Below are 12,758 nucleotides of genomic sequence, written 5' to 3'. Positions count from 1 at the left end.
CTCGTCACGCGGATCTAACTCATTACGTTTTAAGCATTATTTCGACGAGTTGGCTGACCCAAGCCATCCGCGCAGGGCTGCCAGCCCTGCCCACTGCTTTCGACCAGTTTACTGGGCGCCTCGTTCTGCTAGAGCAGAAAGTAATACCTTTTTTGACTCCCTTCGAGGGGGCTGATGGCGCGTGCCAGATCATAACGAAGACTCGGCCATTGCATTTGGGCCATTTCGACTGTTTCCGAAGTCCCGGCTCTTGGAGAAGGAGGGCGGGCCTCTTCACGTCGGCGGCCGTGCGCTCGATATTCTGATCTTCCTCGCCGAGCGCCCCGGCGAAGTCGTCGACAAGAGAGAGCTGGTCAAGCGCATCTGGGCCGACGTCAATGTCGACGAGGGCAGCCTGCGCTTCCACATCGCAGCACTTCGCAAGGTGCTGGGAGATACCGGCAAGTCGGCCCGTTATGTCGTCAATGTGCCGGGCCGCGGCTACTGCTTTGTCGCCTCGTTCACTCAGGCATCCCCGCCGGCCGCTCAGCCCGCCCTGAACATCACACCTCCCCGTTCTCTCCCCGCGCCGCTCTCGAAGATGATCGGACGGGAGGAGATCGTCGAGAAGATATCGAACGGGCTTTCGCTCCATCGCTTCATCACTGTGGTCGGTCCGGGCGGCATCGGCAAGACCGCCGTCGCCATCACGGTCGGGCATCGCCGTTCCCCGGATTTCGGAGGGCGCGTTTTCTTCGTCGACTTCGGTCCGCTGAGGGATGCGAGCCATGTTGCGACCACCATCGCCTCCGCGCTCGGACTGACCATCAGCGCCGAGGATCCGACGCCGGCCTTGCTGACATTTCTGAAGACCGGCCCGACCTTGCTGATCTTCGACAGTTGCGAGCATGTGCTGGATGCGTTGGCACCGCTCGTCGAGCGCATCGTTCGCGACGCGCCGCAGCTTCGCGTTCTCGCAACCAGCCGCGAGTCGTTCCGGAGCGAGGGCGAACGCATTTTCCGGCTGTTCCCGCTGGATTGTCCGCCGGAGCGCGAGGACCTTGATGTCGGCAAGGTTCTCGCTTACCCCGCGGCCCAGCTCTTCGTCGAGCGCATTGCGCAGAGCTCGGGTCCGTTTCAGCTCAGTGCGGAGGAGGCGCCGCTCGTCGCGAGCATTTGCCGGCGCCTCGACGGCATTGCGCTCGCGATCGAGCTCGCGGCGGGCCGTGTCAATGCGTACGGCATCGCCGGCACGGCATCGCTGCTCGACAGCCGCTTCTCGTTGCAGTGGCGGGGGCGGCGCACCGCCGTGCCGCGACACCAGACGCTCGCCGCGGCGCTCGACTGGAGCTACGATCTGCTATCTCCCGCCGAGAGTGCCACGTTGCGACGCCTGTCGGTCTTTGCCGGGCCCTTTGCGCCGGAGGCGGCCGCTGCGGTGGCAGCCGGCGACGGCCACGGTGCGTCCGAAACGCTCGAAGCGATCGACAGTCTGGTCACCAAATCACTGATCTCGCCATCCGGTTCGCGGACGCTGCGCTATCGCCTGCTCGACACCACACGCACCTATGCGCATGGAAAGCTGAACGAGCTCGGTGAAACCGGTCAGTTCGCGCGGCGTCATGCAGAGCATTATCGCGACTTGTTCGAGCGCGCGGAGGCCGACACATCGACGCCGCTGCCGGAATGGCTGAGCATCTATGGCGCGGAGCTGGACAACGTGCGCGCCGCATTGGACTGGGCCTTCGGATCCGACGGCGACGCCGCACTCGGGATCGCGCTGACAGCGGCTGCTGTCACGCTGTGGGTCCGCCTGTCCCTGTTCGCCGAATGCCGCGAGCGCGCCAAAACGGCGCTCACCGCGCTCGGCGACAGCGGCGATGATCGCATTCGCATGCAACTCCTGTCGGCACTCGGCTGGTCGCTGATGTATGGCGAGGGCCGCGTCCGTGAGGCGCGCCCGATCCTCGAGACGACCCTGGAGCTGGCTGACAGGCTCGATGACAAGGACTTCCGCCTGCGCGCGCTCTGGGGCTTGTGCATCGACCAGTTCAACAACGGACAGTTCGGCAAGGCCCGCGCGCTCGCCGACCGGTTTGCGAACGCCGCGGCGAATTCGCCCGACACGACGGATGTCATGCTCGGTGACCGCCTGAGGGCGGTGGCGCTGCATTATCTCGGCGACCAGAACGACGCTCGGCTGCGCATCGACCGGGTGAACGCGTCGCTGCACGTGCTGGCGGAGAAGCCGAAGATCTTCCCGCTCGACCTCAGGATATCGACGCAATATTTCCGGGCCCGCATCCTGTGGCTTCAGGGCCTCGCCGATCAGGCCCAGGCGCTCGCCGCCAGGAATATCGAGGAAGGCCGCGCCAACGGCCACGCGCTGACTTTCTGTAGCGTGCTCGGACAGGCCAGCTGCCCGATCGCCTTCTGGTCCGGCAATTTCGAGGCCGCGGGGCGCCACGGCGCCGAGCTGCTCGAACACACCGAGCGCCACGCCATCCGGCTCTGGGGCCTGTGGGCCCGGGCCTTCAACGCAGCCGTCATTGCGAAGCGGGGCGACGTCGCGACGGGCCTGCCGCTGCTGCGTGAGGAGCTCAATCGCGCCGGCGATGCGCGCTTCCTGCCGCGCTTTCTTCCTCTCCTTGGCGAGCTCGCGGCATGTTTTGGCGAGGCCGATCAGACCGACCGCGGCCTCGACATGATCGAGGACATATTGGCGCGTTGCATCGACCGACAGGAGCGCTGGTATCTGCCGGAGCTGATACGCATCAAGGGAGACTTGATGTTTAGACGCGCGCGGCATTCGGGTGGCGCCGAGGCCCATTTTCGCGAAGCTATGGACATTGCCGTCCAGCAGGGCGCGCGTTTCTGGGAGCTGCGCTGCGCGATCAGCCTCGCGCGGTTCACGATCGGGACTGGCCAGAGCGCGCAAGCTCTGGCGCTTCTGGAGAATGTCGCCGGGTCGTTCACGGAAGGCGCGGAGATCGCCGACGTGCGGAACGCGCACGAGCTGATTGCGCAATTGCGGGCCTGACGGCGCGCGGTGAGCGCACAACGACGGGGTCTAAGCCCCTGCAGCGGTCGCGCGTCGTGGCAGCTTCCAGCCGGGCCGGATGAAGTGGCAGGTGTAGCCGTCAGGATAACGTTCGAGGTAATCCTGATGCTCCGGCTCGGCTTCCCAGAATTCGCCGGCGGGCGCAACCTCGGTCACCACCTTGCCGGGCCAGAGCCCCGACGCCTCGACATCGGCGATCGTGTCTTCGGCAATCCGCTTCTGTTCGTCCGTCGTGGTGAAGATTGCGGAGCGGTAGCTCGTGCCTCGATCATTGCCCTGACGGTTGAGCGTGGTCGGGTCGTGGATCTGGAAGAAGAACTCGAGCATCGTCCGGAAGCTGGTCTTCGCGGGATCGAAGATGATCTCGATCGCTTCGGCATGACCTTCGTGATTGCGGTAGGTGGCATTCTTCACGCGACCGCCGGTGTAGCCGACGCGTGTGGAGATCACACCTGGCTGCTTGCGGATGAGGTCCTGCATGCCCCAGAAGCAGCCTCCGGCCAAAACTGCGCGTTCCATTGTCATATCTCCGCTCCCACTTGCTCGGTCTGTCCGTTCTGCATCTGTCGCATACTATGCTTACGGCCGCCCGGCCGAAAGCCGGGCATTTGTCCATCCGGTTCCTGTCGTGGAGGCCAAATCTTCGACGATTTCAGCTTCCCCAACCAGAACCGGATGGGCACATATTGGACGCTCGCTTCTACGTCAGCTTGGCATCGAGCGTGATCGCGGCGTTGAGCACCTTTGACACCGGGCAGTTTTTCTCCGCCTCGCCGGTAATGCGGGCAAAGCCGGCCTGGTCGAGGTTCGGCACCTTGGCGCGCAAGGTGAGGGCGGATTTGCTGATCTTGAAGCCCTTGCCTTCGGGCTCGAGCGTAACCGCGGCTTCCGTCGAGAGCTCGTCCGGCGTGAAGCCGGCGAGCTGAAGACCGAAAGCCAGCGCCATGGTGAAGCAGCCGGCATGGGCCGCCGCAATCAGTTCCTCGGGATTGGTGCCCTTCTCGTTCTCGAAACGGGTCTTGAACGAATAGGGCGTCTCGGCAAGCACGCCGGATTCGCACGACAGATGGCCAGTGCCGTCGCGACCCGTGCCCTTCCAGACTGCATTCGCCTTGCGGATCATCTCATCTCTCCTTGCTTGTTTTTGCACCGGCGTTCGGCACCGGGGAACGCGACATCGGCACCGGCGCCTGTCGCCATTCCAACCGGTCGAGCGCCGCAGCGGTTCCGTCAGCTGCCGAAACCGAGCCGGTTTTCAGTGTCGCCGGCATGGCACGTTCAGGGCGGTTCATGATTTGACTCCTGATGTATGCTGGAAGCCAGAAACGTGCGGGGCGCACACGTCCTTTTGATTTTCAGATCGACTGGCGCAGCGGCCGGAACGCAGTGCGCATCTCCGCGCAAAACAACGCAGGCTGCTCCCAGGCAGCGAAGTGCCCGCCCTTGTCGAGGCGGTTGTAGTGCATCAGCCTGGGATAGGCCTTCTCGGCCCAGCTCCGCGGCGCGGCATAGATCTCGTCCGGGAAGACGCTGACGGCGACCGGGATCTTGATGTGCTTGGGCTCGAAGAACACCAGCTTGTTCTCCCAATAGAGCCGGGCCGACGAGACCGCTGTGTTGGTGAGCCAGTAAAGCGTGATGTTGTCGATCACATTGTCCCTGGACAGCCCCTCCGTCTTGCCGTCGAAGACGCGCGCAATCATCGCTGCGCTGCGCGCGTCGTGATCGAGCATCCAGGACGCAAGGCCGGCGGGCGAGTCCACCAGGCCATAGAGCGTCTGCGGCCGGTTCGACATCTCGATCGCGTAGCCAAGACCGTACTTGTAGAAATCCTCGAGCTGCTCGTAGGCATAGCGTTCGTCGGCCGAGAGACTGGACGGGCGCGACCCGCCGGGCTGAAGCGCCTTGGCAATGTCATCGGGAACGGTGGCAGGCATGTTGGTGTGGATGCCGAGCAGCTCCGGCGGCGCGATCACCGCCATCTGCTCCGTCACTGCATTGCCCCAATCGCCGCCTTGCGCAACGTAACGGCTGTAGCCGAGCCGCTTCATCAGCACGATCCAGGCGCGCGCGATGCGCTGGGGATCCCAGCCGAGCGCCCTCGGCTTGCCGGAGAAGCCGTGGCCGGGCAGCGAGGGGATCACCAGATCGAAGGCGTCCGCGGCCTTCGCGCCGTGCGCGGTGGGATCGGTGAGCGGGCCGACGATCTTCATCTGCTCGATGATCGATCCCGGCCAGCCATGCGTGACGATCATCGGCAGCGCGTTCTCGTGGCGGGAGCGGACGTGAATGAAATGGATGTCGACGCCGTCGATCTCGGTGACGAATTGCGGCAAGACGTTCAGCCGCGCTTCCATCTTGCGCCAGTCGTAGTCGTTCTGCCAGTGGCGCACGAGCTGCTGCACCGTCGTCAGCTGCACGCCCTGCGATTGGTCGGCGACGATCTCGCGATCCGGCCAGCGCGTCGCGGCGAGCCGGCGGCGGAGGTCAAGCAGATCCTCCTCGGGCACGTTGACCTGGAAGGGGCGGATCGCGTCGCTCGCTGCGGCCTTTGCCGAATGCAGCGGCAACAGGCTCGATACGCTGGCGGCGACCGCGGTCATCGCAGCCTGGCCCAGCAATTGACGGCGATCGGGGTTGAGGATGTCGGCACGTGCTTGCGTGGCCATCTTGGATCTCCCTTGCTTTCCTCGGTGACGCCGACCGAATTCGAAATCGACGCGTCGGCTCGTCATGGAGAGAGAGTGACGCAGACACCCGCAATTAGCTCGTTATGCATTGTTAGACTGCGTTAGCCGTTGCGAGTTGGCCGCTACCGGCGAGAGCGGTCGATGACCCGCATGCGTGCGACAAAAACGACAGGGCGCGCGATGGGCTCAGTCATCGCGCGCCGCGTCGGATTGCATCAGTCGAAGCGCTCGTGCAGTCGAACTCAGGATGGCAGCGGCTGGCCCGCCTGCTCGCGGACGATGTAATCCGCGTACCAATCGGCCCAGTTCTCGTCGTGCCCACCGGTCCGCATCTCGTGCTCGCCATGTGCTGCCGCCGCGCGACGCAGTGCCGCGGCCAGCTCAGCCTGCGAAGCGAATGTCGTGCCATCACCCGCGATGCGCCCCGGCAGCCGCGTGGTAACCTCCTGGAACAGCCAGCCATTGCCGTCGGGATCGCTGAACGAGACAAATGAGCCGTAGCTGCCGCGCTTCGGGTCAGCACCGCTTATGCGAACGCTGCCGAACAGATACGGCTCGTCGCGCCCGGCGTGAACGTCGCCGGCACCGTGGAACGGCTCGCTCACCTCGATGCCGCGATCAAGCAGATCCTGTCGGGCCGCCTCAAGATCGGAGACGATCAGATACAGGCCACGCGCCGAACCGGGCGCTGACGGCGTGACGTTCTTGCCGAAAATCACCGAACAGGCCGAGCCCGGCGGCGTGAACTGGATCACGCGCCATTCATCACCTGAGGCAAAATCGGCGTCCAGTCGCCAGCCAAGGCGCGTGTAGAATGCCTTGGCGCGGTCGACATCGGACACCGGGATGACGATGACCTCGAGCTTCAGATCAATGCTACGCGATGTCAAAGGCTTGGCCGCGGCGTCGCGGTCGATTTCGAGTGTGGCCATGTCGAACTCCCTGAGTTGAAATCAAAACGAGCTTCAAGTGGTGGCCGGCATCACGATCGTCACCCGCGTGCCGCCCTGCCCCGCCTCGCCCTGCAACTGCGCCTGGATGCTGCGTGCGAGCCCTTCAAGAATACGGCTGCCGGTGCCCTGAAGCGGACCGGTCGCGCCGATGCCGTTGTCAGCCACCGTGCAGAGCCAGGCGCCGTCGCGGTTGGCCATTTCGATGCGGATTAGCGCACCATTGTTGTTCGGGAAGGCATGTTTTGCTGCATTCGTGACCAGCTCCGTCAGCATCAGCGCAAGCCGATGACACTGCGATGCCGGCAGCGTGCCGCTCTCGATCGCAGCCTCGCAGCGGATGCAAGCTGGTTCGAGCACTGCCTCGGAGAGCGCTTCGCACAGGATTTCGAAGAAGGCCTCGACCGAGACGGCGGACAGATTGTCGCTGTCAGACAGGAGCTGATAGAGCCTGCCGAACGCGACGATGCGCCACTCGAACCGGTCTACGGCGACCGACACGTCCCTGGTGCCGGCACGCGTAAAGTCGCGGCGAACTGACGCACCCAGCAGCGTCAGCGTGTTCTTCATCCGATGGTGGGACTCCCGCAGCACGAGCTCCCAATCACGCGACTGATCTTCAAGACTGGCGACGTATTGAGATCGAACGACGTCATCGTTTGGCCAGGAGCCGATAGCGGGCATGGTAGCCTCCCCGTTGGACATAGGACTAACTCGGATGCCATACTGGATGCACCGCCCGCGTTTTGCTCGTTAGACGTTGCAAGATTCTGTTATGATCGCCAGCACCACATGCGTGGCGGCCAGACTGTCCTGCCAACGGTCAAGCACGCTGACGAGTCGTCCCGATCGCCTGACAAGCCGCTCGCGTTTAAGCGAAATTCGTGACGGATAGTCCCGGTGCAATCGGCCGATTGCCGCGTGATTTCGCCACTTTCGGCCAGTTTACTCATGACCTCGTTCTGTTCGATCAGAGTGCAGACATCAGCCCCTTCATGGGAATCATTGGCGCGTGCCGGACACTAACGACCAGGATTCGGCGACTTCCTTCGGACCATTCCGATTGTCCCCCAAGTCGCGCCTGCTCGAGAAGGACGGGGCCCCGCTTCACCTCGGCGGCCGCGCACTCGACATTCTCATTGTTCTCGTGGAGCGCGCCGGCGAGGTCATAAACAAGCGTGAGTTGATCAAGCGCGTCTGGGCCGACGTGACTGTCGATGAAGGCAGCCTGCGCTTCCATATCACGACGCTGCGCAAGGCCCTGGGCGGTGCCGGCGAAAGCTCCCGCTATATAGTCAACGTGCCCGGCCGCGGCTATTGCTTCGCGGCCCCGCTGGTCCAGTCTGACTGGTCGGAGAAGCGGACAAGCCCGGCCGTCTCGTCCCCTCACGCACTCCCCTCGCCGCTTGCAAGAATGATCGGACGAGACGACGCGGTCGAGCGGATTTCCACCGAGCTTGCGCAGCATCGCTTCGTGACAATTGTCGGCCCAGGCGGGATTGGCAAGACTTCCGTCGCGCTCGCCGTCGCGCATGGCGAGCTTGCAGCCTTCGACGGGCAGGTCAACTTCGTTGATTTCGGCGCGCTGACGGATGCCAGGCTCGTTCCCGGCACCATCGCCGCCGCGCTCGGCCTGGCCGTCAATTCCGAGGACCCGATGCCGGGCCTGCTGACGGTGCTGCGCAGCCGTCGGATGCTGCTGGTCTTCGACAGCTGCGAGCACATCATCGACGAACTCGCGCCGCTGGCCGAGCGCATCATCCGGGAAGCGCCCGAGCTGCATATTCTCGCCACCAGTCGCGAATCCTTTCGCATCGAAGGCGAACGCGTCCACCGGTTGTTTCCGCTGGACTGCCCGCCCCAGCGCGACGGCCTCGGCATCGCCGACATCCTTGCCTATCCCGCAAGCCAGCTCTTCGTAGAACGCATTGCCGAGAGTCTGGGCGAATTCGAACTGAGCGAGGAGGATGCTCCGCTTGTCGCCGATATCTGCCGGCGACTGGACGGCATCGCGCTCGCGATCGAGCTCGCGGCCGGACGCGTCAACGCCTATGGCATTGCCGGCACCGCCTCGCTGCTCGACAGCCGCTTTTCGCTGCTGTGGCGGGGACGCCGCACCGCAATCCCGCGGCACCAGACCCTGAGCGCGGCGCTCGCCTGGAGCTATGACCTGTTGCCGGCAGCCGAGAGTGCGACGCTGCGTGGATTGTCGGTGTTCGTCGGGCCATTCACGCTGGAGGCTGCGCTCGCCGTTGCATCCAGCCAGGGCATCAGCGAACCCGAGGCGGTCGAGGCGATCTCGAACCTGCTCTCCAAATCGCTGATCGCAACCTCGCCTGCGGAGCGGCGGCTGCGCTATCGCCTGCTCGACACCACTCGCGCCTTCGTCGGCGAGAAGCTCGTCGAGAACGGCGAAGCGGCCCGCGTCGCGCGCGCTCACGCCGAATATTTCGGCAACTTCCTGCGCGACATTGCGCTCAAATCCACGGGCATGCAGACCGCGGGCGGCTTCCTTCCCTACGCCGACCATTTGCCCAATGTCAGGGCCGCGCTGACCTGGAGCTTTTCGGATAGCGCCGACCGGACGATCGGCGTGGATCTGGCGGCTTCGGCGGCCCAGTTTTTCCTCGAACTGACGTTGCTGACGGAGTGCTACCGCTGGACCCAGCAAGCACTTGCATCTCTCGATACGGCCGCGGTGGACAGCCGCCAGGAAATGACGCTGCAGGCCGCGCTCGGCGTCTCCGTGATGTTCACGCAGGGCAATACCGAGGCGGTCCGGTCGGCGTTCACGCGCAGTCTTCAGCTTGCGCGGGATCTCGAGGATCTGCACTGGCAGCTCTGGCTGCTGCGCGGATTGCACATCTACCTGACCAGGGTCGGGGATTTTCATGGCGCGCTCGGCACCGGCGAGCAGGGCGAGAGCGTTGCGCGCAAGCTGAATGATCCAGCCGCCGCGCTCAACGTGGAATGGATGTTGGGCGTCGCACACCACCTGATCGGCAATCAGGACAAGGCCGTGCAGTTCTGCGAGAGCGCGATGGTGCACAATCCCGGCTCGCAGCGGCTGAACATGGGGCATCTCGGTTATGACGACCGCATCGTCGCGCTGGTCGCGCTGGCGCGCGGGCTCTGGCTCACCGGCCGGCCCGATCGCGCGATCGAGGCGGCGAGATACACCGTTCGCGAGGCCGAGCTGCTCGAACAGCCGCTCACTCTCGGCATCTCCCTGATCTGGACGATCTACATATTCCTCTGGATCGGCGACTGGGCCAATGCCGAAATCCTGATTGAGCGGCTGATCGACCATTCGGCGCGGCACTTCCTCGGCCCTTATCATGCCGTCGGTATCGGCCAGAAAGGCGAACTCATGCTTCGCCGCGGCGACATCGCCGGCGGGATCGAGCATCTTCGTCGTAGCCAGGCCACGCTGTACGCGACGCGGCACCGGATCATGACGACGGTGTTTGCGACGGCGTTGGCGGAGGGCCTCGTGGCGGAGAACCAGCCCGACGAGGCCTTGCGCACGATCAATGAGGCCATTGCCCAGATTCCCGATCATGGCGAATCCTTCGACATGCCAGAGATGCTCCGGGTCAGGGGCGACATCCTCGTCCGGTCGGGCAACGCCGTGGAAGCCGAGAGCTGCTTCCAGAAATCGCTCGATCTGTCGCGCCGACAGTGTGCGCTCGGCTGGGAGTTGCGGGGGGCGATCAGCCTCGGCCACGTCTGGCGCCAAGCCGGACAAGCTGGCGAAGCGCGCGCCCTGCTCGCCCCGCTCGTCGCGCAGTACCAGGAAGGCCTCCAGACCCGCGATCTCGTGGCCGCCAGGGAGCTCTTGAGCGCGCTGAATTAAGAGCATCTTCAAAGGGATACTGCCAAAGTGCCTGCTCGCAAGTCCTAACAACTTCTAACACGCCAAGTCGCATGCGCCCCGCCATGGTGGAGACACTTCATGGTGGATATGGCGGGACATGGCGCTCCTTGATGATGTAATCGATGCCAGCGGCGGAATGGCCCGCTGGAATAGCTTGAGCCGGTTCACGCTCCACCTCTCCGTCGCCGGAACACTGTTCTCCGGCGCCGGACACGCCGGCGAATTCAAGGATGTGACGGCGGAGGGAGCGACGCGGACCCAATCGGTCCGCTTCACCGGGATCACCGGGGGTGAATACTCCGGCTGCTTCCAGCCGGACGCGATCACGATCGAGAGTCTGGAGGGTGAGGTCCTGCGCACCTGGCGCAATCCGAGTCTTGCGTTCCCCGCGACCAGCCCTCCTCCGCTCGCGGACGAACTGCACCTTGTCTTCTTCTGCGGCGTCGCGATCTGGAATTATCTGACCAATCCATTCCTGCTCGCCCATCCCGATGTCGTCGTGGAGGAGCTTGTGCCGTGGCGCGAAAATGCTGACACCTGGCGACGACTGCGAGCGCAATTCCCGTCGAGCCTGATCACGCTCGCGCCCGAGCAGATCTTCTATTTCGACGAGAACGCGCTGCAACGGCGGACGGATCATGATCTCTTCGGAATCAAGGTCGCGCATTACTCCTGGGCTCATGACAATTTCGGCGGCATCGTCGTGCCGACGCTTCGACGCGCGCAAACGTTGCAGCCTGACGGAACCGTGATCGCCAAGCCCGTGCTGATAGACGTCGAGATCTTCGACGCCCTGTTCGAGTAGCAGCGACGACGCGCGCGAGCAGGGCTCACGAGCAACGAACGAACAAACGTCCTGCGGCGGGCTGTCACACCTTATGCCGGCGCACAAAATCTAACACCTCCTAATCACCACTAACGGGCTTCTTGCCCGGCTCACGCCTATCCTCCGACCATGGAAAGCACTGAGAGTTGGCCGATCGTTGCAAGTGTCGGTGAGACCAGGAGAGAGGACGCGCGATGTTGACTGACTTGCAGGCGGCGCATGCCTGGATCGAATTTCCCACCAGCCGGCGTGATCACGAGGTCTCGCACGAGACGCAGGCAATCGCCCGGGAAAGCGGATGGCGCCAGATCGACTGCGGCCCGGAGGCGGCCATCGCGATTTCGCGATGGGAGGACTCTCGGGCCACCTCGTCGCACCAAGCGACGACGCCGGAGGATCGCTATTTCGTCGCCATCGCCCTGAAGAGCGCTCGCGTGAAGCTGATTCGCGACCGTCAGATCATTTTCGACGGCACCATGCCCGCAGGCACGCTGTATGTCAGTGCGCCATCGAAGCTTCTCGGCGTGCAATTCCAGTCGCCCTGCGCTTTCCTGCACTTCCACATCTCCACCGACCTTTTTCCGGCGGCGTTGCCCGCGACCGAGGGCCTCAATGATCTCGTCCTGCTGCGCGACCCGCTCGCCGCCGAGCTCGCCAAGGCGCTGACCGAGCATGGCGACGCCGCGGACCGGCAGTTCGCGCGCTGCATCGGCCAGACCCTTGCGATGCATCTGACCCGGATCGAGCTGCCGCGCGCCAAAGTCAATGCTTTGCTGAAATGGCGGCTGCGGCGCGTCGAGCAATATATCGCTGATCGCTTTGATCGCTGCATCAGCCTGTCCGAACTCGCCAATGTCGCAGGCCTCTCCAGAATGCATTTCGCGGCACAGTTTCGCGCCGCGACCGGTTATCGTCCACGCGAATATCTGCTCAATCACCGGGTCGAGCATGCGAAGATCTTGCTCACGACGACCGAGCGGCCTCTGGCGGAGATCGCGCTTGCCGTCGGCTTCAGCACCCAGGCGCATTTTTCGACCGTGTTCAAGCGCATCAGCGGCCAGTCTCCGGCACGCTGGCGCCTGGCCAGCAGGGCTGCGCGACCTGCTGCGGAAGCGCTTCCGCGGCGCCGTCCGGCTGCGGACAGCAACTGGATGGTGGGCGCGGCCGCGTAGTTGGCCTGCTCTGCAGCGCACTGCTCAGCAGAGCGCGCGCCTCAGGATGACGGTCGTGGAGGGGAGTTCGCGGCCTCACCAACTCGCATCTCACCCGTAGGATAGGTAGAGCGAAGCGAAACCCATCAGGTCTCATCCACGCGGAAGCATGATGGGTTTCGCAAGTGCTCTACCCATCCTACGCCTTCCTCTCGTTTCAACTT

10 protein-coding genes are annotated in these 12,758 nt (G+C 64.1%); 4 read left to right on the top strand and 6 right to left on the bottom strand.

What is annotated here, in order from left to right:
• The first annotated feature begins 181 nt into the window (after positions 1-181).
• On the top strand, positions 182-3,019 hold the full coding sequence (locus IVA80_RS18780; RefSeq protein ID WP_247433372.1) for a winged helix-turn-helix domain-containing protein: 2,838 nt from the start codon (positions 182-184) through the stop codon (positions 3,017-3,019).
• 30 nt (positions 3,020-3,049) lie between these two features.
• Here the strand turns inward: IVA80_RS18780 and msrA are convergent, their stop codons facing one another.
• The 6 genes from msrA to IVA80_RS18750 form a co-directional block, all read right to left on the bottom strand.
• Positions 3,050-3,565: a peptide-methionine (S)-S-oxide reductase MsrA gene (msrA, locus tag IVA80_RS18775; protein ID WP_247433370.1), complete on the bottom strand. Its 516-nt coding sequence runs from the start codon at positions 3,563-3,565 to the stop codon at positions 3,050-3,052.
• 175 nt (positions 3,566-3,740) lie between these two features.
• Entirely contained in the window at positions 3,741-4,163 is a 423-nt protein-coding gene (locus IVA80_RS18770) for an OsmC family protein (RefSeq protein WP_247433367.1), read from the bottom strand.
• A 1-nt stretch (position 4,164) separates the two neighbouring features.
• On the bottom strand, positions 4,165-4,332 hold the full coding sequence (locus IVA80_RS18765) for a hypothetical protein (RefSeq protein ID WP_247433363.1): 168 nt from the start codon (positions 4,330-4,332) through the stop codon (positions 4,165-4,167).
• Between the two features lie 63 nt (positions 4,333-4,395).
• A complete protein-coding gene (locus tag IVA80_RS18760) occupies positions 4,396-5,709 on the bottom strand; it encodes an epoxide hydrolase family protein (RefSeq protein WP_247433360.1) in 1,314 nt (437 codons plus the stop codon).
• Between the two features lie 263 nt (positions 5,710-5,972).
• Positions 5,973-6,662, bottom strand: a complete 690-nt coding sequence (locus tag IVA80_RS18755; RefSeq protein ID WP_247433357.1) for a VOC family protein — start codon at positions 6,660-6,662, stop codon at positions 5,973-5,975.
• A gap of 33 nt (positions 6,663-6,695) precedes the next feature.
• Positions 6,696-7,364, bottom strand: coding sequence for a sensor histidine kinase (locus IVA80_RS18750; protein WP_247433354.1), 669 nt, complete (start codon positions 7,362-7,364; stop codon positions 6,696-6,698).
• Between the two features lie 328 nt (positions 7,365-7,692).
• Between IVA80_RS18750 and IVA80_RS18745 the strand changes: the two genes are divergently transcribed.
• The 3 genes from IVA80_RS18745 (at position 7,693) to IVA80_RS18735 (ending at position 12,555) form a co-directional block, all read left to right on the top strand.
• A complete protein-coding gene (locus IVA80_RS18745) occupies positions 7,693-10,536 on the top strand; it encodes a winged helix-turn-helix domain-containing protein (protein ID WP_247433351.1) in 2,844 nt (947 codons plus the stop codon).
• 118 nt (positions 10,537-10,654) lie between these two features.
• Positions 10,655-11,362 (top strand): hypothetical protein, encoded by a 708-nt coding sequence (locus IVA80_RS18740; RefSeq protein ID WP_247433349.1) that lies wholly within the window; start codon positions 10,655-10,657, stop codon positions 11,360-11,362.
• Between the two features lie 215 nt (positions 11,363-11,577).
• Complete coding sequence (locus IVA80_RS18735) at positions 11,578-12,555, top strand: AraC family transcriptional regulator (protein ID WP_247433346.1); 978 nt, start codon at positions 11,578-11,580, stop codon at positions 12,553-12,555.
• Positions 12,556-12,758 lie beyond the last annotated feature (203 nt).

Origin of the sequence: Bradyrhizobium sp. 139, assembly GCF_023074175.1 — a bacterium.
GTDB lineage: Bacteria > Pseudomonadota > Alphaproteobacteria > Rhizobiales > Xanthobacteraceae > Bradyrhizobium.
This window is presented reverse-complemented; position numbering and strand designations above follow the sequence as displayed.

What these genes read in the sequence shown, in the direction of transcription:
- IVA80_RS18735 (WP_247433346.1), top strand. Translation starts at nt 11,578, where the DNA reads ATGTTGACTGACTTGCAGGCGGCGCATGCCTGGATCGAATTTCCCACC.
- IVA80_RS18755 (WP_247433357.1), bottom strand. Translation starts at nt 6,662, where the DNA reads ATGGCCACACTCGAAATCGACCGCGACGCCGCGGCCAAGCCTTTGACA.
- IVA80_RS18740 (WP_247433349.1), top strand. Translation starts at nt 10,655, where the DNA reads ATGGCGCTCCTTGATGATGTAATCGATGCCAGCGGCGGAATGGCCCGC.
- IVA80_RS18750 (WP_247433354.1), bottom strand. Translation starts at nt 7,364, where the DNA reads ATGCCCGCTATCGGCTCCTGGCCAAACGATGACGTCGTTCGATCTCAA.
- IVA80_RS18770 (WP_247433367.1), bottom strand. Translation starts at nt 4,163, where the DNA reads ATGATCCGCAAGGCGAATGCAGTCTGGAAGGGCACGGGTCGCGACGGC.
- msrA (WP_247433370.1), bottom strand. Translation starts at nt 3,565, where the DNA reads ATGACAATGGAACGCGCAGTTTTGGCCGGAGGCTGCTTCTGGGGCATG.
- IVA80_RS18760 (WP_247433360.1), bottom strand. Translation starts at nt 5,709, where the DNA reads ATGGCCACGCAAGCACGTGCCGACATCCTCAACCCCGATCGCCGTCAA.
- IVA80_RS18765 (WP_247433363.1), bottom strand. Translation starts at nt 4,332, where the DNA reads ATGAACCGCCCTGAACGTGCCATGCCGGCGACACTGAAAACCGGCTCG.